Annotated in this window: 26 protein-coding genes; 13 read left to right on the top strand and 13 right to left on the bottom strand. The window is 65.7% G+C overall.

Annotated features, from left to right (window positions below):
* The first annotated feature begins 254 nt into the window (after window positions 1-254).
* Together IGW04_RS04295 and IGW04_RS04300 are read left to right on the top strand one after the other, a co-directional pair.
* Window positions 255-2,699 (top strand): penicillin-binding protein 1A, encoded by a 2,445-nt coding sequence (locus IGW04_RS04295; RefSeq protein WP_228526847.1) that lies wholly within the window; start codon window positions 255-257, stop codon window positions 2,697-2,699.
* 327 nt (window positions 2,700-3,026) lie between these two features.
* The gene (locus tag IGW04_RS04300; protein WP_194711810.1) at window positions 3,027-4,469 is read left to right on the top strand and encodes a right-handed parallel beta-helix repeat-containing protein; all 1,443 of its coding nucleotides are present in this window, start codon (window positions 3,027-3,029) and stop codon (window positions 4,467-4,469) included.
* A 65-nt stretch (window positions 4,470-4,534) separates the two neighbouring features.
* Here IGW04_RS04300 and IGW04_RS04305 read toward each other — a convergent pair whose 3' ends face one another.
* The gene (locus IGW04_RS04305) at window positions 4,535-8,083 is read right to left on the bottom strand and encodes a PAS domain S-box protein (protein ID WP_194711811.1); all 3,549 of its coding nucleotides are present in this window, start codon (window positions 8,081-8,083) and stop codon (window positions 4,535-4,537) included.
* A gap of 375 nt (window positions 8,084-8,458) precedes the next feature.
* Between IGW04_RS04305 and hfq the strand changes: the two genes are divergently transcribed.
* On the top strand, window positions 8,459-8,749 hold the full coding sequence (gene hfq, locus IGW04_RS04310) for an RNA chaperone Hfq (protein ID WP_194711812.1): 291 nt from the start codon (window positions 8,459-8,461) through the stop codon (window positions 8,747-8,749).
* A gap of 13 nt (window positions 8,750-8,762) precedes the next feature.
* On the opposite strand, the gene IGW04_RS04315 is transcribed toward hfq, so the two are convergent.
* Window positions 8,763-9,023 carry a hypothetical protein gene (locus tag IGW04_RS04315; protein ID WP_194711813.1) on the bottom strand — a complete coding sequence of 87 codons (261 nt, stop codon included), beginning with the start codon at window positions 9,021-9,023 and terminating at the stop codon, window positions 8,763-8,765.
* 202 nt (window positions 9,024-9,225) lie between these two features.
* Between IGW04_RS04315 and IGW04_RS04320 the strand changes: the two genes are divergently transcribed.
* On the top strand, window positions 9,226-9,558 hold the full coding sequence (locus tag IGW04_RS04320; RefSeq protein ID WP_194711814.1) for a hypothetical protein: 333 nt from the start codon (window positions 9,226-9,228) through the stop codon (window positions 9,556-9,558).
* Window positions 9,559-9,653: 95 nt separating this feature from the next.
* Here the strand turns inward: IGW04_RS04320 and IGW04_RS04325 are convergent, their stop codons facing one another.
* The 4 genes from IGW04_RS04325 to IGW04_RS04340 form a co-directional block, all read right to left on the bottom strand.
* Entirely contained in the window at window positions 9,654-9,857 is a 204-nt protein-coding gene (locus IGW04_RS04325) for a cold-shock protein (RefSeq protein WP_194711815.1), read from the bottom strand.
* Window positions 9,858-10,142: 285 nt separating this feature from the next.
* Window positions 10,143-10,973: an aldo/keto reductase gene (locus IGW04_RS04330; protein ID WP_194711816.1), complete on the bottom strand. Its 831-nt coding sequence runs from the start codon at window positions 10,971-10,973 to the stop codon at window positions 10,143-10,145.
* A gap of 71 nt (window positions 10,974-11,044) precedes the next feature.
* Window positions 11,045-11,254, bottom strand: a complete 210-nt coding sequence (locus IGW04_RS04335) for a hypothetical protein (RefSeq protein ID WP_194711817.1) — start codon at window positions 11,252-11,254, stop codon at window positions 11,045-11,047.
* A gap of 29 nt (window positions 11,255-11,283) precedes the next feature.
* Window positions 11,284-11,562: a hypothetical protein gene (locus tag IGW04_RS04340; protein WP_194711818.1), complete on the bottom strand. Its 279-nt coding sequence runs from the start codon at window positions 11,560-11,562 to the stop codon at window positions 11,284-11,286.
* A gap of 275 nt (window positions 11,563-11,837) precedes the next feature.
* Here IGW04_RS04340 and glf point away from each other — a divergent pair, with 275 nt between their 5' ends.
* Window positions 11,838-12,989: a UDP-galactopyranose mutase gene (gene glf / locus IGW04_RS04345; RefSeq protein WP_194711819.1), complete on the top strand. Its 1,152-nt coding sequence runs from the start codon at window positions 11,838-11,840 to the stop codon at window positions 12,987-12,989.
* A 15-nt stretch (window positions 12,990-13,004) separates the two neighbouring features.
* Here the strand turns inward: glf and IGW04_RS04350 are convergent, their stop codons facing one another.
* From IGW04_RS04350 to pqqA, 6 genes are all read right to left on the bottom strand, one after another.
* A complete protein-coding gene (locus IGW04_RS04350; RefSeq protein ID WP_194711820.1) occupies window positions 13,005-13,196 on the bottom strand; it encodes a hypothetical protein in 192 nt (63 codons plus the stop codon).
* A gap of 139 nt (window positions 13,197-13,335) precedes the next feature.
* The gene (gene pqqE, locus IGW04_RS04355) at window positions 13,336-14,511 is read right to left on the bottom strand and encodes a pyrroloquinoline quinone biosynthesis protein PqqE (RefSeq protein ID WP_194711821.1); all 1,176 of its coding nucleotides are present in this window, start codon (window positions 14,509-14,511) and stop codon (window positions 13,336-13,338) included.
* Window positions 14,508-14,771: a pyrroloquinoline quinone biosynthesis peptide chaperone PqqD gene (pqqD, locus tag IGW04_RS04360; protein WP_194711822.1), complete on the bottom strand. Its 264-nt coding sequence runs from the start codon at window positions 14,769-14,771 to the stop codon at window positions 14,508-14,510. The genes pqqE and pqqD overlap by 4 nt, the downstream gene beginning before the upstream one ends.
* Window positions 14,768-15,496, bottom strand: a complete 729-nt coding sequence (gene pqqC, locus IGW04_RS04365) for a pyrroloquinoline-quinone synthase PqqC (protein ID WP_194711823.1) — start codon at window positions 15,494-15,496, stop codon at window positions 14,768-14,770. Before pqqC ends, pqqD begins: the two co-directional genes overlap by 4 nt.
* Window positions 15,496-16,410 (bottom strand): pyrroloquinoline quinone biosynthesis protein PqqB, encoded by a 915-nt coding sequence (gene pqqB / locus IGW04_RS04370; RefSeq protein ID WP_194712024.1) that lies wholly within the window; start codon window positions 16,408-16,410, stop codon window positions 15,496-15,498. Before pqqB ends, pqqC begins: the two co-directional genes overlap by 1 nt.
* Window positions 16,411-16,436: 26 nt before the next feature.
* Window positions 16,437-16,511 (bottom strand): pyrroloquinoline quinone precursor peptide PqqA, encoded by a 75-nt coding sequence (gene pqqA / locus IGW04_RS26190; RefSeq protein WP_194712025.1) that lies wholly within the window; start codon window positions 16,509-16,511, stop codon window positions 16,437-16,439.
* Window positions 16,512-16,716: 205 nt separating this feature from the next.
* Between pqqA and IGW04_RS04380 the strand changes: the two genes are divergently transcribed.
* From IGW04_RS04380 to IGW04_RS04400, 5 genes are all read left to right on the top strand, one after another.
* A complete protein-coding gene (locus IGW04_RS04380; protein ID WP_194711824.1) occupies window positions 16,717-17,652 on the top strand; it encodes an alpha/beta fold hydrolase in 936 nt (311 codons plus the stop codon).
* The gene (locus IGW04_RS04385; protein ID WP_194711825.1) at window positions 17,645-19,021 is read left to right on the top strand and encodes a sensor histidine kinase; all 1,377 of its coding nucleotides are present in this window, start codon (window positions 17,645-17,647) and stop codon (window positions 19,019-19,021) included. Before IGW04_RS04380 ends, IGW04_RS04385 begins: the two co-directional genes overlap by 8 nt.
* Window positions 19,018-19,659 (top strand): response regulator, encoded by a 642-nt coding sequence (locus IGW04_RS04390; RefSeq protein ID WP_194711826.1) that lies wholly within the window; start codon window positions 19,018-19,020, stop codon window positions 19,657-19,659. Before IGW04_RS04385 ends, IGW04_RS04390 begins: the two co-directional genes overlap by 4 nt.
* Window positions 19,660-19,720: 61 nt before the next feature.
* Complete coding sequence (locus tag IGW04_RS04395; protein WP_194711827.1) at window positions 19,721-20,098, top strand: PH domain-containing protein; 378 nt, start codon at window positions 19,721-19,723, stop codon at window positions 20,096-20,098.
* 102 nt (window positions 20,099-20,200) lie between these two features.
* Window positions 20,201-21,970, top strand: coding sequence for an OPT/YSL family transporter (locus tag IGW04_RS04400; RefSeq protein ID WP_194711828.1), 1,770 nt, complete (start codon window positions 20,201-20,203; stop codon window positions 21,968-21,970).
* Window positions 21,971-21,985: 15 nt separating this feature from the next.
* Here IGW04_RS04400 and IGW04_RS04405 read toward each other — a convergent pair whose 3' ends face one another.
* Window positions 21,986-22,240, bottom strand: a complete 255-nt coding sequence (locus IGW04_RS04405) for a winged helix-turn-helix domain-containing protein (RefSeq protein WP_194711829.1) — start codon at window positions 22,238-22,240, stop codon at window positions 21,986-21,988.
* A 151-nt stretch (window positions 22,241-22,391) separates the two neighbouring features.
* Between IGW04_RS04405 and IGW04_RS04410 the strand changes: the two genes are divergently transcribed.
* From IGW04_RS04410 to IGW04_RS04420, 3 genes are all read left to right on the top strand, one after another.
* Window positions 22,392-23,495, top strand: a complete 1,104-nt coding sequence (locus IGW04_RS04410) for a patatin-like phospholipase family protein (protein ID WP_194711830.1) — start codon at window positions 22,392-22,394, stop codon at window positions 23,493-23,495.
* A gap of 151 nt (window positions 23,496-23,646) precedes the next feature.
* On the top strand, window positions 23,647-25,653 hold the full coding sequence (locus IGW04_RS04415; RefSeq protein WP_228526848.1) for an AsmA family protein: 2,007 nt from the start codon (window positions 23,647-23,649) through the stop codon (window positions 25,651-25,653).
* 166 nt (window positions 25,654-25,819) lie between these two features.
* The gene (locus tag IGW04_RS04420; protein WP_194711831.1) at window positions 25,820-26,551 is read left to right on the top strand and encodes a carbonic anhydrase; all 732 of its coding nucleotides are present in this window, start codon (window positions 25,820-25,822) and stop codon (window positions 26,549-26,551) included.
* Window positions 26,552-26,851 lie beyond the last annotated feature (300 nt).

Consider the following 26,851-nt stretch of genomic DNA (forward strand, 5'->3'; position numbering starts at 1 on the left):
TTCGAAAATGTTTGGCTAGCTTGTACGACACTTTCGCCTGGCAAGTCTTGCCTCGACGCAAAAGACGGGCGGGCAGACCTTAAATTTATTTCCATATTGTAATTCTGGCATCTCCGCCGGATGCGCAACATCAACCGACCGTGCTGCCGTCGATTCTGCCTGCGCTACGGTTGAATCCACGCAAGCACAGCCAGCGCCCAGCCACTATTCTCAGATTGCACCCGAGATCGCGGGATAGTGATTCAGGAAATGATTTGGACGATACGGAAAACACAGGGTCCCGGCCGCGCGGGCCGTGGCGGCGCATCGCCGGCCCGTTTTGGGCCGTGATCCAGCCGGGCCTGGGCTGGCGCGCCAAAAGCCTTGCCGCAGGCCGCGCCATGGTGCTGCTGGCTACGGCCGGCGCGCTGCTGCTATTCCTCTATGCCTTGCTGCTGATCCCGTTCACGCCCAGCATGGCGGACCTGCGCAAGACCCGCAACGAGCAGCCCAGCACCCTGATCTCGGTCGACGGCCAGTTGCTGGCGACCTACAAGCGCTTCAATCGGGAATGGGTGCCGCTCTCGCGCATCGCGCCCAGCGTGCCGAAGGCGCTGATCGCCACCGAGGACCATCGTTTCTATGAGCATCACGGCATCGACTTCTACCGCACCGCCGGCGCGCTGGTGCGTACCCTGGGCGGCGACGTGCAGGGCGGATCGACCATCACCCAGCAGCTGGCGCGCAATCTGTATCCGGAGGAGATCGGCCGCAAGCGCTCGATCACCAGGAAGCTCAAGGAAACCATCACCGCGCTGAAGCTGGAGCGCGCCTTCACCAAGCAGGAGATCCTGGAAAACTATCTCAACACGGTGCCCTTCCTCTACAACGCCTTCGGCATCGAGATGGCGGCGCGCACCTACTTCGACAAGCCGGCCGCGAAACTGAGCGTGCTGGAAAGCGCCACCCTGATCGGCATGCTGAAGGGAAACAGCTACTACAACCCGGTGCAGAACAAGGCGCGCGCCACGGCCCGGCGCAATGTGGTGCTGTCGCAGATGGTCAGGCGCGGCATGCTGAGCCAGGCCAGCTTCGATGCATTGAAGGGCCGGCCCATCCAGCTCGACTTCGAGCGCCAGCTGGAAGCGCGCGGCGCGGCGCCGCATTTCGCCGAGCATATCCGCAAGTGGCTGGTCGACTGGGCCGACCGCAATGACTACAACATTTATTCCGACGGCCTGAAGGTCTACACCACCATCGATTCCCGCCTGCAGGCGGCCGCCAACCAGTCGGTGAAGCGCCAGATGGATGCGCTGCAGGCCGTGGCCGACGTGGAATGGGCCGGCAGCAGCGAGCGGCTGCTCGCCACCAGCACCGGCGCCTATGTCAGCGCGCAGCGGCAGGCCACGCCGTTCGAGTATTTCTGGCGCAGCAAGACCGCCCTGGTGGACGCCTTCATCCGTGAATCCGGCCCCTATCGCAATGCGGTGGCGGCTGGTGCCGAGCCGGCGGCCGCGCTGGCCGCGCTCAGGCAGGATGGCGAATTCATGGCCCGCCTGCGCGCCGACAAGACCCGGCTGCAGGCCGGACTGGTGGCCATCGATCCCACCACCGGCGATGTCAAGGCCTGGGTCGGAAGCACTGGTTTCGATGCTGACCAGTACGACCATGTGGCCCGCGCCCAGCGCCAGCCCGGCTCCACCTTCAAGCCTTTCGTCTATGGCGCGGCGCTGGAGCGGGGCATGGACCCGGACCGCCAGTTCATCGACCAGGTTCGCGAGATCCGGATGAACGATGGCACGGTCTGGCGGCCGGAAGACGAGTCGGCGCCGAGCGGACGCCCGGTCAGCATGCGCGACGGCCTGGTCTATTCCAAGAACACGGTGACGGCGCAGGTGATGGAAGCGGTCGGCCCGGCCAGGGCGGCCGACTTCGCGCGCCGCGCCGGCGTGCGCCAGAGCCAGTTGAAGGAAGTGCCGTCGCTGGCGCTGGGCACCAGTCCGGTGACGCTGCTGGAAATGACATCGGCCTACGGCACCATTGCCAGCGGCGGAGAATACCGGGCGCCAATGATGGTGACCCGGGTCGAGGACCGCTCGGGCCGGGTGCTGGTGGAATTTTCCGGGCGCGCCAAGAGGGTATGGTCGCGCGACGTTTCCGAAGAACTGGTCGACATGCTGCGCGGCGTGGTCGACCGCGGCACCGGGCAGGGCGTGCGCAGGCAGTTCGGCATCCAGCTCGACGTGGCCGGCAAGACCGGCACCACTCAGGACAATACCGACGGCTGGTTCATTCTGATGCATCCGCGACTGGTAACCGGTTCCTGGGTCGGCTTCAACGATGCCCGGGTCACCATGCGCAGCAGTTACTGGGGACAGGGCGCCCATAACGCGCTGTTCCTGTCCAGCGACTTCCTGCGGCAGGCTGCCAGCCGCCGCATGATCGACGCCGCTGCCCAGTTCCCGAAAGCGCGCGACGCCTGGCCGGGTGCGGCGATCTGGGGGCCGGCGCTGGACTGGCTGCGCGGCTTGCTGGGCGAGGCTGCGCCCGCGCATCCGCGCAGGCCGCCGGCACCCTCCAGGGAAGAGCATGCCGGCCTGTCATGGCTGGATCGGCTGCAGGAGACCATCACCAACGTGCACGACACGATCCGGGCCATTGAAAGCCAATGGCAGCGGCTGCAGAAAATGGTGGACGACTTTTTTGGACTATTCCAATGAGGAAATGTATTTAATTTCCTGTTAGAAAAAATTTGATTGACCAGAATAAATCTTGATTTCCTTGATTCAATAAAATCAGTTATTTCGGCAAAAAAATTGCTCTGCAATATTTTTGCCGATCACAGTTTTTTCTTCCGGTCGTACAAGCTCATCGATACATTCCTTGTAGCATCACCTGCAATCCCGTCTTATTGTTGAGTATGTTTCTTCCCATTAACTTGGCGTTTCCGCCAGGCTATGAACTATCCAAACTTCCCGGGGGTCAGTGTGGACTGTTTTAACCGCTGGTACTGACGCCAACCCTTGTGAAGAAAGATGTACTCATCCATGACCAGGTTTTCACTGATCTCGCCACGTCCGCTGTTCTCCCTTGCCGCCCTGTGCGCGCTGTCCGTGTCAGCCGGCGCTTCCGCCGCCACGCTGTCAGTGGGACCGGGCAAGACCTTTTCCTCGCCCTGCAAGGCATTCGCTGCCGCCGCCAGCGGCGACACCATCGAAATCGAAGGCTCGGCCAGCTATGACGGCGACGTGTGCGTGATCAACGCCAGCAACCTGACCATACGCGGCGTCAACGGCCGCCCGAAAATCAATGCCGCCGGCCAGAATGCCATCGGCAAGGGCACCTGGGTCCTCTACGGCAATGACACGACGATCGACAACGTCGAGCTCTTCGGCGCCGCCGTGCCCGACCAGAACGGTGCGGCGATCCGCCTCGATGCGCGCGGCCTGACGCTGAAGAACAGCTATCTCCACCACAACGAGAACGGCATCCTGACCAACAGCGATGCCGCCTCCGACGTGGTGATCGAGGACAGCGAATTTGCGTTCAACGGCCTGGGAACCGGCTATACCCACAACCTCTACATCGGCAACATCAACAGCCTGGTCTTCCGCGGCAGCTACTCACACGATGCCAATGTCGGCCACAACCTGAAGTCGCGCGCGCGCACCAACACCATCGTCTACAGCCGCTTCTCCGCCTCGAGCAACCAGCCCAGCTACGAGATCGACCTGCCCAACGCCGGCAATGCCTACGTGATCGGCAACGTGATCCAGCAGCCCGGCGCCAACCAGGCCGCCACCATGCTGGCCTATGGCGAGGAAGGCGCCAGCAACCCGGGCCACGAGCTGTACGTGGTCAACAACACCTTCCTCAACGACGACAGCGTGCGCGGCACCTTCGTGATGATCGGCGACCAGGTCAGCAAGCCGGCCCTGCTGCAGAACAACATCTTCTCCGGCACCGGCAATGCAACCAACCAGGCTGGCGCAATCGACCGCAACAACTACCGTTCGCTGTCGCCGTCCTTCATCAACCGCGGCGAATTCGACCTGCATCCGGCGCTGGGCGCGGCCATGATCGATGCCGGCGCAGCGGTAGGCGCCTCGTCCAGCGGCCTGTCGCTGTCGCCGACCCTGCAATACCGTTTCCCGGTCGGCACCGAGTCCAGGCCGGCCAACGGCATCATCGATATCGGCGCCTATGAAGCGGGCGGCACGCTGTCGACCATCGTGGCCGGCACGGTGTCGGCCGTGACCGCCGCCGTCGCCACGGCCACCGCAAGCAGCAGCACCGCCGCCACCGATGCCAGCTGGGCCCAGTGCGCCAGCGAAAATGGCAGCTGCTCCTTCAGCGGCACCCGCCAGGTGCGCTATGGCGCCAATGACGTCTATGCCTACCGCTCCGCCACCGATGGCATCGCCTGCGATAACGCCACCTTCGGCGATCCGCTGTACGGCGTGGTGAAAGCCTGCTCCTACGCGCAATAGGCGATGACAGGCCCGGCGCAAGCGGCCGGGCCTGCGGTTCCAGCCTGCGCTTCGGCCTGTGCCTGTCAGTCCAGCTTGCCGGACGCCGGCAGCCGCGACAGATACGCCTCGAACTCGGCCAGCGACAGCGGCTTGGCCAGGAAATAGCCCTGTGCCTCGTCGCAGGCCGCCTTGCGCAGGAACTGCAGGGTCTCGCTGGTTTCCACGCCCTCGGCCACGACCGACAGCTTCAGCGCATGGGCCATGTCGACAAAGGCCTTGATGAATTCGAAGTTCTGGTCGTTCTCGTCCCGCTGATGCACGAAGGAGCGGTCCAGCTTCAACACGTCGAGCTGGAAGCGGCGCAGGTAGGCCAGGCCGGAATAGCCGGTGCCGAAGTCGTCCACCGCGATGCGCACGCCCAACCCCTTCAATTCCTTCAGCAGCCGCGCCGTATGCTCGATGTTCTCGATCAGCGCGCTTTCCGTCAGCTCCAGTTCCAGCAATCCCGGCTTCAGCCCGGCCCGCTGCAGCGCCGCCCCGACCTGGTCGACGATGGCGCGGTATTTGAGCTGTCGCGCCGACATGTTCACCGACACGCACAGCGCGCGCCCGAACTTGTCCATCAGCCGCTGGCTCTGCAGGCATGCCTCCTGCAGCACCCACTCGCCGATGCCTTCGATGAGCCCGGTTTCCTCCGCGATGGGTATGAACTGCATCGGCGACACCAGGCCGAGTTCCGGATGGTTCCAGCGGATCAGCGCCTCCATGCCGACGATGGACATGGCCCGCAGGTCGATGCGCGGCTGGTAGTGCAGCTCGAATTCCCCGCGCGCCAGCGCATGGCGCAGCGATAGTTCCAGCGTCATCCGGGTGCGCGCCTCCACCGTCATTTCCGCTTCGAAGAAACGGTAGCCGTTGCGGCCCGCCGCCTTGGCGCGGTACATCGCGGTGTCGGCGCTCTGGAACAGCAGTTCCTTGGTGCGCGCATGGTCGGGGAACATGCTGATGCCGATCGAGGCGCCAATGATCACTTCCTGGTGGCCGATGTCGATCGGCGCCGCCAATGTGCCCAGCAGCTTCTCGGCGATGCTGGCCGCCCCCGCCGCGCCGGTGGAGCAATAGGCAGCGACCACGAATTCATCGCCGCCCAGCCTGGCGATGACGTCGCTGGGCCGCAGCGCGCGCGCCAGGCGTCCGGCCACTTCCCGCAGCAGCACATCGCCCGGCTCGTGGCCGAAGGAGTCGTTGACTTCCTTGAAGCGGTCGAGGTCGATGAACATCACCGCCACCGGCATGTTGCGCGGGCCGGTGGCCAGCATCTGCTGGACCCGGTCGTTGAGCAGGCTGCGGTTGGGCAGGCCGGTCAGGGTGTCATGGGTGGCCAGCCGTTCCAGCCGGCTCTCGGCTTCCTTGCGTGCGGTGATGTCGGTCAAAAGGCCGGTCATGGACTCGGCCCGGCCGTCGGCGTTGCGCCTGATGCTGCCATTGAACAGCACGTAGACCTGGCCGCCGTTGCGGTGCCGCAGCACGGCCTCTGCGCCGTGGGTGGAGGTCGGTCCGTCCGGCGCGAATGCCACGCCCTCCCATGGACAGTAGGCAAACAGCATGTCGAGCGTGCGGCCGATCAGTTCTTCCCGGGCATAGCCGGCGATCAGGCACAGCGCCGGGTTGACGTCGGTGATCCTGGCCTGGCCATCGGCCACCAGGTAGCCGGCCGGCGTCATTTCCAGCACCTCGCGGAAGCGCTGCTCGCTGGCGCTGATCTTCTTCTGGGCCTCGATCCGCTCCGTCACATCGCGCGCGATCGCCTGCAGGTATTCATTGCCGTCTTCCTCGAAGCGCGACACATGGATCTCGGCCGGGAAGGTGGTGCCGCCGGCATGGCTGACGGTGCTCTGCACCAGCCGGGTCTGGCCGGCGCGCAGCCGGTCCCACAGCGCCGGCGCGGCATCGAAGCGCGGCGCCACGTCGCCTATCGTCAGGCGCAGCAGCGCTTCGCGGTCCATGCCCAGCGCCTCGCAGGCACGCTTGTTGGCATCGTGGATGCGCAGCATGCCGTCGGCGATGATGATGCTGTCGCCCGCCTGGTCGAACAGGTTGCGAAACCGTTTCTCGCTCTTGCGCAGCGCGTTTTCGGCCATGCGCTTGTCGGTGACGTCGTGGAAGTACACCGAGATGCCATCCTCGTTCGGATAGACGCGCACTTCCACCCAGGCGTTCTTGGGCGGCCAGTAGTCTTCGAAGAAGGCGCTCTCGCGCCGCTCCATCGCATTGCGGTAATGCAGCAGCGAGCCCCAGTCCCGCATCGACGGCACCAGGTCCATGAGCGGCCTGCCGATCGCCGTGGCCGGCTCGACCGAGGCAAAGGCGCACGCCTTGCGGTTGGCGTAGGTGATGCGCCAGTCGCCGTCGAGCGCGAAGAAGGCGTCGCCTATGCTTTCCAGCATCGCGTCGACCCGCTCCTTGGACTTGCGCAATTCATCCTGCGCCCGGTAGCGCTCGGTGACGTCGCGCGCGGTGGCATACATCAGCTGCTTGTGTTCGGACCAGCGCATGCCCAGCGACAGATGGATGATGCGGCCGTCCTTGCGCCGGAACCGGGCCTCCAGGTCCGTGGCGGTATTCTGGCCGCTGCGCAGGCCGGCATCGAGGCCGCGCATCCGGATGACTTCATCGCTGTCGAGCAATTCCAGGTAGGAGCGGCCGATCAGTTCCTGCGGCGCATAGCCCAGGATGTCATGGGTTGCCGCGTTCAGGCGCAGGAAGCGGCCGTCGCCGTCCAGCAGCGCGATGATGTCCAGCGAGTTCTCGACCAGCGCCTTGTTTTCCTCGGCCAGCTGGGCCAGCTTTTCCGCGATTTCCACTTCCCCGCTGATGTCGCGCGAGACAGCGATCGAGCCGATGTTCTCCCTGGTCGCCGGCTGCACCATCAGCTTGACATTGGTGCCCATCCACACCATGTGGCCGTCCTTGTGGCGCACCCGGAATTCGATGAGCCGGCTGTCGCCGTCGCTGCCGGCCTGGCGCGCGATCTCCTGCCGGATCACGTCGATGTCGTCGGGATGCACCTGGTGGTAGATGCTGACCTTGCCGACCAGCTCCGCGGGCGCGTAGCCCAGCACCCGTTCGAAGGACGGCGAGGCATAGCGATAGACCCCGGTGTAGGCTTCATGATGGCTGATCAGGTCCTGGCTGTTCTCGGTGAGCAGACGGTGGCTGGCCTCGCTCTTGGCCAACTGCTCCAGCGCGGCATACTGCTCGCTGACGTCGATCAGGGCGCCGGCATAGCCGAGGAAGTCGCCGTTATCGGCAAAGCGCGGCGCGCCCGAGCCGGTGACCCAGCGCACCGAGCCATCCGGCGCGGCGACCCGGTAATCCGCCTGGCAATCCTCCCGTGCCGCCTTGGCCTGGCTGAAAACCTGCCGCACGCGCGCCTGGTCGTCCGGATGGATGAAGCGCACGTACATGTCGACCGACAGCACGTTGCCCAGCTCGAACAGATGGGCGATGCTGCGGCTGAGGTAAATGATCACATCGTTGGTGTCGGTCATCCACACCAGCGTCTTGACCTGGTTCGCGGGCTGGCTGCCGATGCCGGCGTGGGCGGACACACTGCTGGAAATAGTTTTCATGCTGCAATCACGGCCAGGCGACCTGAACAGGTTAAGGGATGGAGTCGCGCCGGGCGCAGCACATTGACGCAGCACGTTTCACGGCGACTATCCGGATCACCACAAAGATTCTTTGGAGAAACATTGTATCAAGGTGGTAAGGATTGCGGTTAACTGATCGTGCAAGACGGCGCGCCGCATCCAGCCCGGCCGACCGACTGTGTTGGCTGCACAACGCCAGCCCGACTTGACGGTTGCCGCTTTTGGATGTCGAACACCGAACCTTGGCGCAAAGCTGTGGACTAAGCTGAACCGACGCTGAATGTTCGCCTTTGCGCCCGGAGTCTTGCGCCGAACGCAGCCTGCCGCTCCAACCTGTCCTTTGAAGGAAGTGCCGTGGAACGTAACCCGCAATTATTACAAGCAGCATTCCTCGAGAACCTGCGCGACCAGCGCACCCCGGTGTTCATCTTTCTGGTCAATGGCATCAAGCTGCATGGCACCATCGAGTCTTTCGACAACTATGTGCTTGCGGTCCACGGCGACGTGACGCAGATCGTGTTCAAGCATGCGATCTCCACCGTGATGCCGGCCAGCGCGGGCGTTCCCGGCGGCCTTTCAGGCGCCGGCGCTGGGCAGGGAGCACGTGCCCGTACGCCGCGCGGCGGATCGGGCGCGCTGCGCTGACAAGCCGGGAGCTTCAGCTCTCGGCCGGCAGCAATGCCAGATGGATCAGGTAGGCGCGCTTGCCGTACCAGGCCGCGGTGCAGCGCTCGCTGCCGTTCGCAGCCCGCGTAATGCTGACCTCCAAGCGGTCAGGCATGCCGGGCGGCAGCGAACGCGCCAGCCGGTTGACATCCGCATGGCGCGGCGCTGCGGGTGGCAGAACCAGTTCGCAGGCAGGCAGGCCCTGGGTGAACGAGGAGGGAAACAGCGGCGCTTTGGGCAGCATGCCTGGCATGGCGATTCCGTTGGCGAGTCCTGATGCCGGTTTGGCATCGGGCCGCGGCCTTCGTTCCGTTGCCCTTCCAAACTTCAGGCGCAGGATGGCCGCAAGCATGGATTGTTGAGCAATTTCAAGCCCGGGCGCGGAAGTGCCGGGACATCGCGCCGCTATCCGCTATGTTGGTCCGGTCTGCCGTTCGGCGCCGATCATAGGGACCATGACGATGCATACTCCGTATCTCAATCGTGAGGAATTCGAGCAGAAGGCCGCCGTGCTGGGTGATGCATTGCGGCTGCAGGAGAGCGAGGCCCGGCAATTGCTGGCGCAGATCTCGGGTTATGACGGGGCGGCCGCCATCGACTTTGGCGACAAGGACCGTTCATTGTGCTCGTCGCGGGAGGAATTGATCGCGCGCCTGCAGGCAAGCCGGCCCGCGGTCGGCGGCGAAGAGGCCGCCGGGATCATCGACAGCCTGCATCTGGCGGTGCGCGATGGCGACATCGAGCATGTCCCCGCTTCACCGGGCGTCGTGCCCAATATGGGCGGCTAGGCGGCCCGGAATGCGTCGCCCATAAAAAAAGCCCGCTAACCGGGTCGGTGCAGGCTTTGAGCATCACTGCGTCGCAATGACGCTGGTGATGGGTATTACACTGGCTGGATGTTCGAAGCTTGCTTGCCTTTTGGGCCCTGGGTGACTTCGAAGCTTACTTTCTGGCCTTCTTGCAGGGATTTGAATCCGGATGCGTTGATTGCGGAGAAATGCGCGAACAAATCTTCGCCGCCTGCGTCCGGGGTGATGAAACCAAAGCCCTTTGCGTCGTTAAACCACTTCACGGTACCTGTTGCCATAATTGCGTCCACATTCCTAAGATAAAAAATACGAAAATGCCGGTCTAGATCGCCCTGCACGTTCTGCTTACCGAAATCCCAAAAGCTTGGTCAATTCGATACGCAGCATAATGGCACATTCAAAGTAAATGGCAAATCACCAATTTGCATGTTTTTATAGGTATAGCGCAAATTGCAGCGCTTTTCTTTCGCTCAGGCACCAGATTCACTGAAATCGAGCAGGAATGCACCAGGCTTGCGCAGCCGCAAGCCCTGTTTAATTTCCTGCCAGAAAATTATTCTGGCTTAAATCATTTCCAGCGGCTGCCTTGAACGGGGTGGCGCGAAGGCGCGGTCAAGCGCGGCAAGATCCTCGTCATTCAGCACGATATCTAGCGCGGCATGGTTCTCCTGGACATGCGCCTCGCTCGATGCCTTGGGAATGGCGATCATGCCTGGCTGGCGCAACACCCAGGCCAGCGCAACCGCAGCCGGCGTGGCCTGGTGGCGGCTGGCGATCGCAGCCAGCGTCGGATCGCGCAGCAGCCGTCCCTGCTCTATCGGCGAATAGGCCATCAGCGGCACGCCGCTTGCGCCGCACTGCGGCAGCAGGTCGAATTCAATGCCCCGCCGCGTCAGGTTGTACAGCACCTGATTGGCCGCCGCCGCGGCGCCGGCGATCGCGTTCAATTCCCGCATGTCATCCACGTCGAAATTGCTGACGCCCCAATGGCGTATCTTCCCGGCCCGCTGCAGATCGGCGAATCCGGCCAGGGTTTCTTCCAGCGGCACGCCGCCGCGCCAGTGCAGCAGGTAGAGGTCGATGCGGTCGGTGGCCAGGCGCTTCAAGCTGGCCTCGCATGCGGCCACGGTGCCGCGCCGGGTGGCATGGTGCGGCAGCACCTTGCTGACGATAAAGGCAGAATCGCGCCGGCCGGCGAGGGCTTCGCCGACCAAGCGCTCGGCGGCGCCGTCGCCATACATCTCGGCGGTATCGATCAGCGTCATGCCGAGGTCCATGCCGGCGCGCAGCGCCGCCAGTTCGGCGGCACGGCGTGCCGGCAGGTCACCCATATACCAGGTGCCCTGGCCCAGCGCCGATACGGCTTCGCCCGATGGCAGCTTGGTCATGCGCATGGCGTCCTCCCTGTGTCCGATAAAGAGGACGCCAGCTTACCGCAGCGCAGCGCAGCCAACCCGGCGGCGGGTCAATAACGGTAAGGATTGCCCGGCGCGCGGTCGTAACGGTTGGGTATGCCGTCGCCATCCCGGTCACGATAGTAGCCACGGCCCGGCGGGCCGTAGTAGCCATGATGCGGCTGGCGGTAATAACCCGGCCCGACCGGGTCATAAGGCGCCACCACGCAGCCGGATAACAGGATGCTGGCGGCGGCGAGCGGCAGGATCAGCTTGCGCATCGGATTCTCCGTGGGTTGACGAGCGAGGATCAGTAGCGCCGCGGATTATCCGGGCGCGCGTCGAAGCGGTTGGGCACGCCGTCGCCGTCGCGGTCGCGCTGGCCGCGGGCCGGAAGCACGCGTTGCGGGTACCGATGGTCATGGCGGTATGCATGCCGCACCGGCGCGACATGATGCGGATGCGCGTGGCGATGAGCGCGGTAATGGCCGTGCGCATCGCGTACCGTGTGGGCCATCGCGGCGGGCGCCGAGAGAAGCACGGTGGCGCCGGCGAGGATGCCTGCAATGATCTTGACTGGGATTTTCATGTGCACCTCCATGTGGAAACACCTTCATTACACCGTGGGAACGGCGTCGCATCTAGGGCGGATGCGTAAGCAGCGTTACCAGATGTGTCAGCAGCAGCCCTGTCCGGCAGCGCGATTGACGGCGCGCAAGCAGCATCCAGCGGCCAAATTGCCGGGCGCCGGGGCCATGTTCCGAATCAATCCTCCGGCCGGACCCGGCCCATAGAATCGAAGGCCAGACCATCCGGCGGCCGTTGTGCCGCCTGACTTTTCCACGATCCAGATAAGGGCGACATGTGAAGAAAATTGCTGTGATTGGAGCGGGCTTCTCCGGCGCCGTGATCGCGCATGAGGCAGCCAAGGCAGGCTATCAGCTGGAAGTGTTCGACGCCCGGCCGCATGTGGCGGGCAACTGCCACACCGAGCGCGATGCAGAGACCAATGTGATGGTCCATGCCTATGGGCCGCATATTTTCCATACCAGCAATGAGAAGGTATGGAATTACATCCGCCAGTTCGACGAGTTCATGCCCTTCGTCAACCGCGTCAAGACCATTACCGGCGGCCGCGTGTTCAGCCTGCCCATCAATCTCCTGACGATCAACCAGTTCTTTGGCAAGACCTTCAACCCGCGCGAGGCGGAAGCGTTCCTGGCCTCGATCGGCGACCAGAGCATCAAGGACCCGCAGACCTTCGAGGAGCAGGCGCTGCGCTTCGTCGGCCGCGAGCTGTATGAAGCCTTCTTCAAGGGCTACACCACCAAGCAGTGGGGCATGCATCCGTCGGAACTGCCGGCCAGCATATTGCGCCGCCTGCCGGTGCGCTTCAACTATGACGACAACTATTACGCCAGCACCTACCAGGGCATGCCCAGGAACGGCTATACCGCCATCGTCGAGAAGATGCTGGACCATCCGAACATCACGGTGCATCTGAATACCAGGCTCGGCCGCAGCGACGCTGCCGGCTACGACCATGTGTTCTACAGCGGGCCGATCGATGCCTGGTTCAACTACAGCGAGGGCCGGCTGGGCTACCGCACGCTGGACTTCGCGGCCGAGCGCCATGAGGGCGACTACCAGGGCAACCCGGTGATCAATTACGGCGACGAGGCAGTGCCTTATACCCGGATCTCAGAGCACAAGCATTTCTCGCCGTGGGAAAGCCACGACAAGACGCTGATCTTCAAGGAATACAGCCGCTACTGCGAGGAGAACGACACGCCTTACTATCCTATCCGGCTGGCCAGGGAAAAGTCGCAGCTGCGCCAGTACATCGAGAAGGCAAGGCAGGAACGCAATATTACCTTTGTCGGGCGGCTGGGCACCTATCGCTACCTGGACATGCACGTCACCATCGCCGAGGCGCTGGATGTGGCCGAGCGCTTCCTTGCCAGCGCGCCGCGCGGCGAGGCCATGCCCACCTTCATGGTGGACCCGCTGGGATAAAGGTAAGGCGGGGGATCAGGCCTGGCGCGCCTGCCGGCGCTGGCGGCGCGCCTGCAATTCATCGCAGTCGTGGATGGCCGCCTGGCGGCGCTCGACCGGGAAGGCCATCACGCCGTCGGCCATCATGGCCGACCATGCCGGCGGTTCATCATGCCGGACCGCGCGTCGCTTGCCGGGATCAAGTGGGAGGATTTTGCACTTGTTCATCTTGCTTCCTGGGAGAAGGTTCGCACGCAGTATAGGTGCCGTGCGCTTCCCCGGGTGTGACAGTTTGTATCGCAGACCGCAGGTTTTCCGGTGACTGTGGCCTGGATGCCGCAGTCCACGCAGTTTTGATGCATGAATGTCAAAGGATGGCTGCTTTTCCGGGCTTGGCGGCCTGCGCGGGCTGGTCCTGCTGCTGGCACAGCTGCCGTGAATTGGCATCGGTGCGAAACAGGATAGCTTCGGCCCGGATTTCCCGCTTTTCCGGATGGGCAGCCTGGAAGATGATCGCGTCCACCCGGTCCCGCTGCGGAGACTTGGCGCAGACCGGGTCGGCGGCGCTGGCATCGTTGGCCAGCATGTAGGCCTGGCAGCGGCAGCCGCCGAAATCCTTTTCCTTTTCCGGGCAGCTGCGGCAGGGCTCCTGCATCCAGCTGTCGCCGCGAAACAGATTGAAGGCCGGGCTGTCTTCCCAGATCCAGCGCAGGCTGGCGTCCTTCACGCTGGGCAGGGAAAGGCCAGGCAGGCTGCGCGCATTGTGGCAGGGCAGGGCGGCGCCATCCGGCGCCACGGCCAGGAACACCGCGCCCCAGCCATTCATGCAGGCCTTGGGCCGGTCCTCGTAGTAGTCGGGCACCACGAACAGCAGCTTGCAGCGGTTGCCGATGCGGGCACGGTAGTCGTTGACAACCTGCTCGGCCTGGCGCACCTGTTCCAGCGTCGGCATCAGCTGCTGCTGGTTCTTCATCGCCCAGCCGTAGTACTGGGTGTTGGCAAGCTCCAGGTATTCGGCGTCCAGTTCGAGCGCCATGTCGATGATCTTGTCCACATGCGGCAGGTTATGCCGGTGCAGCACGCAGTTCATCACCATCGGATAATCGTATTTCTTGATCAGCGCCGCCACCTTCTTCTTCAGGTCGAAGGTCCTGGTGCTGGACAGGAAATCGTTGAGTTCGCGGGTGGAATCCTGGAACGATAGCTGGATATGGTCCAGGCCGGCTTGCTTCAGCGCGGCGATGCGGGTCTCGGTCAGGCCGACACCGGAGGTGATCAGGTTGGTGTAGAAGCCCAGCCGGTGCGCCTCGGCCACCAGCAGCTCCAGGTCGTCGCGCACCAGCGGCTCGCCGCCGGAAAAGCCCAGCTGCACCGCGCCCATTTCGCGCGCTTCGCGCATCACCCTGAACCAGCCCTCGGTGTCGAGCTCATCGCGCACCGCCGCATAGTCCAGCGGGTTATAGCAGAAGGCGCAGTGCAGCGGGCAGCGGTAGGTCAGCTCGGCCAGCAGCCAGTAGGGAGGGGAAGGCGCATCGGCAGTCATCGTATCCAGTCCTTTTCCTGCGCATGCGACAGCATGCCCAGCACGTCGTCGCGCAGGCCGGTGGTGTCGAAGGCCGCTTCCAGCTGCGCGATGATTTCATCGATGGTGGCGCTGCCGTCGCAGCGCTTCAGGATCTCGGCCGCGCTCTGGTTCAGGCGCACCATGCCTTCCGGGTAGAGCAGCACATGGGCCTGCTGCGCGGGCTCGTACTGCATCCGGAAGCGGCGGTTCAGCAGCGGCTTTTCAGGCAGGGCGTTCATTCGGGATAAGCCTTCTCGATGGCGTCCAGCATGCTCCACAGGATGTCGAGCTTGAACTGGAGGATCTCCAGCGCGCGCTGCTGCTGGGCGCGGCTGGTGAAATGCGCCAGCGTGACGGCCAGGCCATGGTCCACGTCGCGCTGGGCCAGCGGAATCCGGCTGCGGAAGTAGTGCAGGCCGGAGGCGGCGATCCAGGGATAGTGGTCGGGCCAGCTCGCCAGCCGGTCCTTGTGGATCTGCGGCGCGAACATTTCGGTCAGCGATGAGCAGACCGCTTCCTGCCACGGCGCGCGGCGCGCGAAGTTCAGGTAGGCGTCGCAGGCGAAACGCACGCCGGGCAGAACATGCTGCAGCGACCACAGCTCCTCGCGCGGTATGCCCACCGCGATGCCGAGCTGGGTCCAGGCTTCCAGGCCGCCGGCCGCGCTGCCTTCGTAGTCGCCATGGCCGTCGTGGTCGAGGATGCGGGTGACCCACAGCCTGCGGGTGGCGCGGTCGTCGCAGTTGGACAGGATGGCCGCGTCCTTCTGCGGGATGATCCACTGGTAGTAGAAGCGGTTGGCCACCCAGCCGCGGATCTGCGCCGGCGAGCAGCCGCCGCTGTTCATGCGGATGTTGAACGGATGATGGATATGGTAGTTGCGGTCCTTGTTGCGCAGCCGGGCTTCGAACTCGGCGCGGTCCCAGGGCAGGCCGCCATCAGTGGCTGTGTTGGTGGCATACATCACAGTTCGATCTCCATGCCGTCATGCGCGACCTCGATGCCGTGCCGCGCCAGCAGCGCGCGCTCGGCGCTGTCCTCGCGCAGGATGGGGTTGCTGTTGTTGATATGGATGAGTATCTTGCGCGCCGCCGGCATGGTGTCCAGCACGGCGACCATGCCGCCGGGTCCGTCCTGCGGCAGGTGGCCCATGTCGGCGGCGGTCTTGGCCGACAGGCCGAGGCGGATCATTTCATCGGCGCGCCAGAAGGTGCCGTCCACCAGCAGCACGTCGGCGGCCTGCATCGCCGCTGTCACCGCGGGCGACAGCGCGCCCAGCCCAGGCGCATAGAAGGCCGAGCGGCCGTTGCGCGCATTGGTGATGGTCAGGCCGATGTTGTCGCCCGGATGCGGGTCGTTGCGGTGCGGCGAATAGGGTGGGGCCTTGCTGTCCAGGGTCAGCGCGGCAAAGCGGGTGTGGGCCAGCGGCGCGATGGCGAAGCCGCTGTCGCCGGGCGCGATCTCGCGCCAGTCCAGCTTGCAGTAATGGGCCAGCGCGCTGGCGATGTTCAGGCCATGGTTCAGGTCGGCCATCACCTGGGCGGTGGCATACAGCGGCAATGGCGTGCCGCGCTCGCGCAGCATCAACAGGCCGGTCACATGGTCGATCTGGGCATCCATCAGCAGTACCGCGGCGATGCCGCTGTCGCGCACCGCGCGCGCCGGCTGCAGTGCGGGCGCCGCCTTGATCTGGGCCAGCAGGTCGGGCGAGGCGTTGATCAGTACCCAGTCCTGTTCATCTTCCGTGACCGCGATCGACGACTGGGTGCGCGGCAGCGCGTGGATGGTGCCGCGCCGCACGCCGTCGCAGTTGGCGCAATTGCAGTTCCATTGCGGAAAGCCGCCGCCGGCAGCGGAGCCGAGCACACGTAGTTTCATCATTGTCCCCGGCAGCCGTATTGCAATTAACGATTGGCGATATACATCGTTATTTCAAAGCCCCAGCGCATGTCGCTTGCTTGTGGTTTTTCCCATTTCATGCTGATCTCCTTCAAGGTTGGATAAATGGTTATCCGGGCCGGTGCCGAACCCGGATGACACATTGTGCGATGGCCTGCAGGCCATCCGACAGCGGCAAATCCATGAAAGCGCGCTCATGATTTTCATGATTTTGTGCTGCGGATTCTGCTTAGTGCGCCAGGCTGGTTAGAATCCGGGAATAAAAACAGGAGACAAGGCTTCACCATGACCCCGGCTTTCGACGAAGGCCAGCTCGCCACCGGCGACGGACACCGCCTCTGGTATGCGCAATACGGCAATCCCCACGGCCTGCCGCTGTTCTGGCTGCATGGCGGCCCGGGCAGCGGCGCCAGCCTGCGCCATGCCGACCTGGTCGACCTGGCGCGCTTTCGCCTGGTGCTGGCGGACCAGCGCGGCTGCGTCCGCAGCCAGCCGGCCGGCGGGCTGGAGAACAACCATACCGGCCTCCTGGTGGACGACATCGAGCGGCTGCGCCGGCATCTGGGCATGGAGCGCATGCTGCTGGGCGGCGGCTCCTGGGGCGCCACGCTGGCGCTGGCTTATGCGGCGCGGCATGGCGACATGCTCCACGGCCTGGTGCTGAGGGCGCCGTTCCTGGCCACGCCGGCCGAACTTGGCGGCTTCTTCGACACGCCGCAGTGCTGGCAGGCATTCGCCGCCATCGCGCCGGCATCGGCGCTGGCGCCGGGGCGGCTGCTGCCGTGGCTGGCCGGGCAGCTTGCGTCGAGCGATGCGCAAACCTGCAGCCGCATCGCTGGTGCCTGGCGCGGCCATGAACAGGCGCTGGAAGGCCGGCCCAACGAGGCGGCAGAGCCGCCGGACGAAGCCCTGGTGCAGCGCTACCGGATACAGGCGCACTATCTGCATCACGGCTGCTTCCTGGACCCGGACGCGCTGGTGGAGGCGCTCGGCAGCCTCCCCGCCATGCCGGTGGCCATCCTGCATGGCGACGCCGACCGGGTCTGCCCGCCGGCCAATGCGCGGCGCCTGCAGCAGCGCCTGCCGGGCAGCCGGCTGCTGATCGTGGCCGGGGCTGGCCATGATCCGTTTCATCCCGCCATGGCGGCGGCGCTGCGCCAGGCGCTGGATGGCTTTGCGGCGCACGGCAGTTTCGACGGCTGGGGAGCGTGTCATGGCTAAGCCGCGCCGCGCCATGGGCCTGCTGCTGAAGATCAACCTGCTGCTGGGCAGCCTGGCCTTCGCCGCGCTGGCCATCTTCAGCGCCCAGGAAATCCAGACCACCCGCAGCAGCATCCGCGAGGAGATCGAAGCCTCCAACCGCATCGCCACCCAGCTGCTGGCGCGCATCACCGCCATCTATTCGCGCCAGGGGCCGGTGGCGCTGGCCGAGGTGCTGCGCCAGACCGGCCGGGTCAGGGCCAACGAGATCCGGCTCTACGACCATGCCGGCGAGCTGCTGTACGAAGCGCCGCCCTCGTCCTACAAGGCCGGCCGCTATGCGCCGGAGTGGTATGCGGCGCTGGTCACGCCGGCGATGAAGGCGACCGTGATCCGGGTCAATGCCGGCACCCTGGTGGTGGCGCCGAATCCGACCCGCGCCGTGCTGGACGGCTGGGATGACCTGGTCAGCTTCATGGTGATCCAGAGCGCCGCATTGCTGCTGGCTTACCTGCTGCTGTCATGGATGCTGATGCGCTGGCTGGCGCCGTTCGAGCAGATCCGGCGCGCGCTGCTGCAGATCGGCAGCGGCCGGCACGATGTCAGGCTGCCGGCGCTGCCGGGGCGCGAGCCGGGCGAGATGGGCATGGCCTTCAACCGCATGGCGCAGGCGGTGCAGGACGACATCGCCTCGCGCCATCAGATCGCGCAGGCCGAGGCGCGGCTGGCGGCGCAGCGCGAGTTCACCCAGGCGCTGCACCGGCGCATCGAGGACGAGCGGCGCGCCATCGCGCGCGAGCTGCATGACGAGATGGGACAGTCGCTGACCGCGATGCGCAGCATCTCGGCGGCGCTGGCGCAGAATCCGGAACTGCGCGGCAAGCCCGCCGGCGAGGCGGCCCGCCTGCTGTTCGAGACCGCCGGCGCCAGCTTCGATGCGATGCACAGGCTCATACCCCGGCTGCGCCCGATCCAGCTGGAAGAGATCGGCCTGGGCGACGCGGTGCGCGACCTGGTGGCGTCGCTGCAGCAGGCGCATCCGGGGCTGCGCATCACGCTGGCCATGGACCTGGCGCAGCATGACGCCGTGCATGTCGACGCCGAGACCTGCGCCTTCCGCATTCTCCAGGAAGCGCTGACCAATGTGGTGCGGCATGCGCAGGCCAGCGCCGCCTGGGTCGAGCTGAGTATCCGGGATGGCGCGCTCGTCCTGTCCATTGCGGACAACGGCCGCGGCGCGGACGAGCCCTTGTCCCGGAACGGCCATTACGGCCTGCGCGGCATGCGCGAACGCGCCGAGGCGCTCGGCGGCAGGCTGGCCATCGGGCCGGCACAACAGGGCGGGCTGCAGGTGTCGGCCTGGATCCCGTTACAGGAGGAAACCGTATGAAAGAACACATCCGCGTGATGCTGGTGGACGACCACATGGTGGTGCGCATCGGCTTTCGGATGCTGCTCGACGCCACGCCGGATATCCGGGTGGTGGCCGAGGCCGACTCCGCCGAGTCGGCCTACCAGCAGCTGGAGGCCGGCAGCCCCGATGTGATCCTGATGGATATCGGCCTGGGTGGCGCTACCGGCGTCGAGGCCACCCGCCGCATCATCGCCCGCGACCCGGCGGCGCGGGTGCTGGGCCTGTCGTCCCATGAAGACCCGAGCCATGTGCGCTTCATGCTCAAGGCTGGCGCGCTGGGCTATGTGTCCAAGCGCAGCGCGCCGGAAGAGCTGATGCAGGCGGTGCGCACGGTGGCCGCCGGCGGCCGCTTCCTCGACGCCCATGTGTCGCAGAAGATGGCGATGCAGGCCTTCGACGGCGGCCAGAACCCGGTCGAGGTGCTGTCGGAGCGGGAGTTCGCGGTCTTCATCGAGCTGGCGCGCGGCATGAGCGTCAACCAGGTGGCCGAGCTGCTCAATATCTCGCCGCGCACCGCCGGCACCCATCTGTACAACATCAAGCAGAAGCTGGCGGTGGCCAACCAGACCGAGCTGGCGCTGATCGCGATGCGGCATGGCATGATTGCGCCCTGATGCCTGCATGGGGCGGGCATCGGCTTCGTTTTCATTCGGCATCACTACAGGGAGAAACGCCATGGGTCTGCTCGACGGCATGCTGGGCAATGCGTCCAAGATCGACGCCGCAAAAATTCAGGAGGAGTTCAGCCAGGTGCTGGCCGAAGGCGAGCGGGTGGAGCATGCCTATCAGCTCATCCGCGACTACTTCGTCTTCACCAACAAGCGCCTGGTGCTGGTGGACAAGCAGGGCGTGACCGGCAGCAAGGTGGAATACCACTCGGTGCCGTACAAAAGCATCACCCATTTCAGCATCGAGACCGGCGGCCATTTCGACCTCGACGCCGAACTGAAGATCTGGATCTCCGGCAGCCCGGCGCCGCTGCAGAAGCAGTTCAACAAGCGCCTGAGCATCTATGAGGTGCAAAGCGTGCTGGCGAGCTACGTGCTGAAGTAGCTTGCGCGCGCGCATGGCGCGCCGCATCCGCCGTATTGGCATTGCAACCAAAGGCGGGCAGGGCCGGTCTAGCTTCCATTCGACAACAAGCAGCCCTGGCCCATGCCGCCGTCTTCCGCCACGATTTCCGCTACCACCGCCGCTGTTGCCGGCGGCATCGACACGCCCGCGCAACGCGAGCTGAGCCTGCGCGCGGTGCTGACCGGCGTGCTTCTGGGCGTCGTGCTGACGCCCTCGAATGTCTATGCCGGCCTGAAGATAGGCTGGGCATTCAACATGTCCATCATCGCGCTGCTGATCGGCTTCGGCTTCTGGCAGGGCCTTGCGGCGCGCAGCCGGCTGGCTGCCGGCTGGACGCTGCACGAGAGCAATATCAACCAGACGGTTGCATCGGCGGCCGCTTCCATCATTTCCGGCGGCCTGGTGGCGCCGATTCCGGCCTACACCCTGCTGACCGGCAATGCGCTGGATGCGCTGCCGATGATGGCCTGGGTGTTCTCGGTCAGCTTCCTTGGCATCTGGATCGCCTGGTACCTGCGGCCGTCGCTGATGGACGATCCTGGCATGACTTTCCCGGAAGGCATGGCCACGCTGGAGACCCTGCGCCATGCCTACAGTCATGGCGCCGAGGCGATGCGCCGGCTGCTGGCGCTGGCGGCGGCGGCGCTGGCCTCGGCGCTGGTGAAATGGGTGGACACGTTTTATCAGCCCCTGCCGCGCTGGTCGCCCAACATGCAGTGGGAGCGGCTGACCTTCACCGTCGACCCGTCGCTGCTGCTGCTGGGCTTTGGCGCCATCATCGGCATCCGGGTCGGGCTGTCGCTGCTGCTGGGCGCGCTGCTGGCCTGGGGCGGCATCGCGCCCTGGCTGCTGGCCCGGGAGCTGGTCGTGCTGCCGCAGGGCGCCGCCGGCCCGCAGTTCGCGGCGCTGGTGGAATGGCTGCTGTGGCCGGGCGCCAGCCTGATGGTGTCGGCCACGCTGGCGTCACTGGCGCTGCGGCTGTGGCGGCAGCGATCGGTGCTGCTGTCGGGCAGGAAGCCGGGCGCGCGCCGGCCGGCGGTTTTACCAGCACTCGCACTGGCACTGGCCGCGGCGCTGGTGGTGGCACTGCAGGCCAGCCTGTTCGACATCGCGCTGCCGGTGGCTTTGATGACGGTGCCGCTGGCGCTGTTCCTGGCGGCGGTGGCGGCCAGGGTCGTGGGCGCGACCGGCATAGCGCCGATCGGCGCCATCGGCCAGCTGTCGCAGCTGAGCTTCGGCGTAGTGGCGCCCGGCCAGATGGCGGTCAACCTGATGAGCGCCAACACCGCCGGCGGCGCCGCCGGCCAGTGCACCGACCTGATGAACGACTTCAAGGTCGGACGCGCGATCGGCGCCACGCCGTGGAAGCAGGTTGCCGCGCAAGTCATCGGCATCGCCGTGGGCAGCATCGTCGGCGTGCTGGTGTACAAGGCGCTGATCCCCGATCCGAAGGCGATGCTGCTCACCGAGCAGTGGCCGGCGCCGGCGGTGGCGACCTGGAAGGCGGTGGCGCAGACCCTGGGCGCGGGCCTGTCGGCGCTGTCGGAAAGCGTGCGCTGGGCAATTCTGGCCGGTTGCGTGGCCGGGCTGGCGCTGGGGCTGCTGGAGGTGGCGCTGCCGCCGCGCCGCGCACGCTTGCTGCCCAGCGCGGCTGCGTTCGGACTGGCCTTCGTGCTGCCGGCCTCGGTGTCGCTGATGATGGCGCTGGGCGCAGTGCTGACCTGGCTGGCCGGGCTGCGCTGGCCCAGGCTGACCAGGGACCATGCGATCACGGTGGCGGCCGGCCTGATCGCCGGGGAGAGCATGACCGGCGTCGGCGCCTCGCTGTGGCAGCTCACGCACGCGCCGTAGTGAACTGAAGGGCCGTTACCGCGGCCTGGCCAGCGACATCGCCTGGTCGGGGCTGCCTTCCAGGTAGTCATGTCCCTGGTTGCTCAGCCGCCAGACGCCGGCCTCGATTTCCTGCACCAGGCCCTTGTCCAGCAGCAGGTGCAGGTGGTGGCGCGCAATCGGCGCTTCCACGTTCAGCCGCTGCGCGATGCCGCTGGCGGTCATCTGCGGATCGGGGGATTGCAGCAGCTGGCCCAGGATCGCTTCCATCAGCATCAGGTCTCGCCTCATGGCTTCCTCCGTGTAAAAAGCGGCCATCATAGCGGAGCATGCGGTCGGGCCGCCAGCGGCGTCCCTGCGTCCCTTTCGCCGCGGCCCGGCCTGCTGCGCCGGCAGCGCGGGCCTCTATAATGCCGCTCTCCCCAATTCCTTCCCTATCCCGATGCAAGCCCTACAGATCCATGCCGGCCCGATGGCGCTGCGCCACCTGCGAGAACATGGCCTGCGACCGGCCGACGTGGCCATGGTGCCCGGCGCGGCCGGCGGTCCGAAAGGACTGGTGCTCAATCCGCTGGACCGCTTCCTGTTTGGCGACTGGCTCAACCGCGCCGGCCATGTCGTGCACCTGGCCGGCGCATCGATCGGCGCCTGGCGTCTGGCCAGCGCCTGCCTGCCGGACGCCGATGCGGCATTGGCGGAGATGGCCCATCACTACATCCATGAAAGCTATGACGATGGTTCCGGCCGCAACCCGACGCCGGACCATGTCAGCCGGGTATTCGACGCCCGCCTGGCGGCGCATTTTGGCGGCCGCGAACAGGAGGTGCTGTCGCATCCGCGCTACCGCCTGCATGTCTTCACCAGCCGCGGCGTGCATCCGCTTCTGTCGCGCGAGCAGCGCATGCGCACCGCCCTGGGCTATGCCGGCGCCTTCGCGGCCAACCTGGTCTCCCGCCGTGCGATGGCGCGCTGGCTGGAGCGGGTGGTGTTCTCGGACTGCCGCGATCCGCTGCCGCTGCCGGCGCAGGACTACCGCACGCACCGGGTCGGCCTGGACCAGCGCAACCTGCGCGCCGCGATCCTGGCCAGCTGCTCGATCCCGTTCTGGCTGCGCGCGGTGGCCGACATTCCCGGCGCGCCCGCCGGCGCCTACTGGGATGGCGGCATTACCGACTACCACCTGCACCTGGAATACGCAACCCTGGCCGCCGGCCGCGCCGCCGGCGATGGCCAGCCCGCGCTGGTGCTCTATCCGCATTTCCAGCCCACGGTGGTGCCGGGCTGGCTGGACAAGGGCCTGCGCCGCCGGCACCGGGCCACGCCGGCGCTGTCGAACGTCGTACTGCTGGCGCCGAACCCCGAATGGATACGCAGCCTGCCCAATGGCAAGCTGCCAGACCGCCGTGACTTCAGGCATTACGGCCGCGACCATGCCGGCCGCGCCGCCGCCTGGACCCGCGCCGTGGCGGAAAGCGCCAGGCTGGCCGACGAGTTTGCGGCCCTGGCGGAACAGCGCGGCGGCATCGAGGCACGGCCGCTCGTATAGCCGGGTTGCGCCGTTGGTATAGCTGAGCTGCGGTCGCAAGCCGCTTTGCGTTCGCGCATGCGATGGCCAGATCGCCGCCGTTTTATTGCCCGCATGCACGGCCATGAACGAACTTCAGCCGGATAAATCATGTCTTATTGGCATGAAACGCATGCTCAAAATTACTGGCGGCCTGCTGGCCGCGCTGGTCGCCATCGTGGTCATTGCCCTGGTCGTACTGTCGACCGTCAATCTCAATCGGGCCAAGCCCTGGCTGGAGGAAAAGGTCAGCACCGCCACCGGCCGCAGCTTCGCCATGAATGGCGACCTGTCGCTGAGCTGGGAACGGCCGGGCAGGGAAACCGGCTGGCGGCGCTTGGTGCCGTGGCCGCACCTGCGCGCCAAGGACATCATGCTGGGCAACCCCGACTGGGCCAGGACCGGCCCCGAGATGGCGCGCATCGCGCAGGTCGATTTCAGCATCAACCCGTTCAAGCTGCTGGCCAGGACCGTGAGCGTGAATTCGCTGATCATGACCGAGCCGCGGCTGGCGCTGGAACAGGATGCGAAGGGTCGCAAGAACTGGGATTTCCCGAAGAGCGAAAGCAAGTCCAGCTGGTCGTTCGAGATCCAGAGCGTGGCCATGACGCAGGGCACGCTGCGCTACCTGGATGAAGCCAAGCGGGCCGACCTGACCGCGCGGGTCGATACCGATCCCGACAACAGCATGCGCTGGCAGGTCAAGGGTACCTTCAATGACGAGCCGCTGTCGGGCAAGGCGCATAGCGGCGCGCTGCTGTCGCTGCAGCAGAAGGGCGTGGCCTACCCGATCGAGGCCGAGCTGAAGGTGGGCGAGACCACCATCACGGCCAACGGCACGCTGACCGATCCGGCCCAGCCCAGCGCGCTGGACGTGAAGCTCGACATCATCGGCGCCAGCATGGCCGACCTGTTCCCGCTGGGCGGCGTGCTGCTGCCGAGAACGCCGAAGTTTTCCACCGAGGGCCGGGTAGTCGGCACGCTGGGCCGCGACAACCTGCGCCTGAAGTACGAGAACTTCAAGGGCCGGGTCGGCAGCAGCGACATCGGCGGCACCCTGGAATACGACCAGACCTCGGGCCAGCCGACGCTGCGCGGCGAGGTGACGTCGCAGCGCCTGGTATGGAAGGACCTGGGCGCGGTGGTCGGCGCCGGCGACGAGCCCAAGAAGCAGAAGTCCGGCGAAGTGCGGCAGCCGCCGGACAAGGTGCTGCCGGTGTCGCCGTTCAAGACCGACCGCTGGGGCAAGATGAATGCGGACGTGAAGTTCAGCGGCAAGGAAATCATCCATTCCGACAAGCTGCCCATCGATCACCTCAACACCCATATCAAGCTCGACAAGGGCGTGCTGCAGCTGTCGCCGCTGAACTTCGGCGTGGCCGGCGGACGCCTGACCACCGAGCTGAAGATCGACGGCAGCGCCGATCCGGCCAAGGCCAACATGAACGTCGCGGCGCGCGGCATCAAGCTCAAGCAGCTGTTCCCGAAGGTGGAGTCGATGCGGGCCAGCCTGGGCCAGATCAATGGCGACGCCAGGCTCAGTTCGGCCGGCAATTCCTTTGCCGCGCTGGCCGGCCATGCCAACGGCGAACTGAAGGCGGTGATCAACGAAGGCACGGTCAGCGAGTTCATCATGGAAGCGATTGGCCTGAATGCCGGCCGGGTGGTGGTCACCAAGCTCTTCGGCGACCGCCAGGTCAAGCTCAACTGCATGGCGACCGACCTCGACATCAAGGACGGCGTGATGACGCCGCAGATCTTCCTCCTCGATACCGAGGACGCCACGGTGCAGGTGGACGGCAATGTGAACCTGGCCAGGGAGACGCTGGACTTGGACATCCTGCCGCGCAGCAAGGGCTTGCGCCTGCTGTCGCTGCGTTCGCCGCTGTACGTGGAAGGCACCTTCAAGAATCCCGACGTGGGCGTGAACAAGACCGCGATCGCGCTGCGCGCCGGCGCCGCGGTGGCCCTGGGCACGGTGGCGGCGCCGCTGGCGGGCCTGCTGGCATTGACCCATACCGGGCCGGAGCAGGACAGCCCCTGCGCCAGCCTGGTGGCCGAGGCGCGCAAGGCGCCGGCGGCGCCGCCGGCCGGCAAGAGCGCGAAGGGCTCAAACGACCACGAGAAGGCGGTGCCCTGAGCCGCTTGCAGCCGCGCGGCCGGCATCGGCCGCGTTTCGAGCGGGAAATCCGGTTTGATCCACCACAAGTCCCGGCCCGGTTTCCCGCCAGCCGTTCGGGCCGGTTCTGCGAGCATGGCTGCCCCTGCCACAGGCAGGCCCGCAATCCTGACCGGAAAGGAAACCCATGGGAGACATCGATGGCGGCAAGCGCCGCTTCTTCAGGCATCTATGCTGCGGCGGCGCCGCGCTGGGCGCGGCCCTGACGGGCAACGCCCAGGCCGCCACCGGCAGGAAAACCGACCTGACGCCGGCGCAGGCGCTGGCCCTGCTCAAGGAAGGCAATGAAAAATTCGTGACCGACAGCCCGCTGCGCTCTGCACAGGGTAGCGAACGCCGGCTGGAGATTGCGCGCGGGCAGACGCCGATGGCGGTGCTGGTCAGCTGCTCGGACTCGCGGGTGCCGCCGGAGCTGCTGTTCGGGCGCGGCCTGGGCGAGCTCTTCATCGTGCGCAATGCCGGCAATACCGTCGACACGGTGGCGCAGGGCAGCATCGAATATGCGGTGGCGGAGCTGGGCGTGCCATTGATCGTGGTGCTGGGCCATGAACGCTGCGGCGCGGTGGATGCGGCGGTATCGGTGGTGGAAAAGAATGCCTCCTTCCCCGGCAGCATCGGGCAGATGGTGGAACCCATCGTGCCGGCAGTGCTGAGGGCCCGTGCCGCGCTGGCCGGCAAGGAGCCCTATAGCCGTGAGGCCTTGCTGGATGCATCGGTCAGGCAGAACGTGATGCGCATCGTCGAACGTCTGCGCAAGTCCGAGGCCATGTTGCTGGAGCCGCTGCGCAGCAAGCGCCTGATGGTGGTGGGGGCGCGTTATGACCTGGACGATGGCAATGTGGAGTTTTTCGATGCCTGAAGGCGATGGGTGGCGGGCGTAGCCTGGGTGGAGTGTACCGTGTCGTCGATGCCTTGGTGCAGTGTCCATCGTAGGGCGGAATACCCCGAAGGGGCATTCCGCCGTGTCGCCATCGCGCTCCCGTCCTGGGTTGGGGTTGGTTCTGTCACTTTTGACATCAACAACGACAACTGCTGCTTCGCAGTGACGTCTTGCGGCTGGTGAGCCAACGCGCATGTCCTCGCATCATGGCCAGGCCGGGTGTTCGCCCCGGCGGGCGACCTCCTTTTTTGCTTCGCCAAAAAAGGAGGCAAAAAAGGC

It is taken from the genome of Noviherbaspirillum soli, from assembly GCF_015352955.1.
Classification (GTDB): Bacteria; Pseudomonadota; Gammaproteobacteria; order Burkholderiales; family Burkholderiaceae_D; genus Noviherbaspirillum_A; species Noviherbaspirillum_A soli.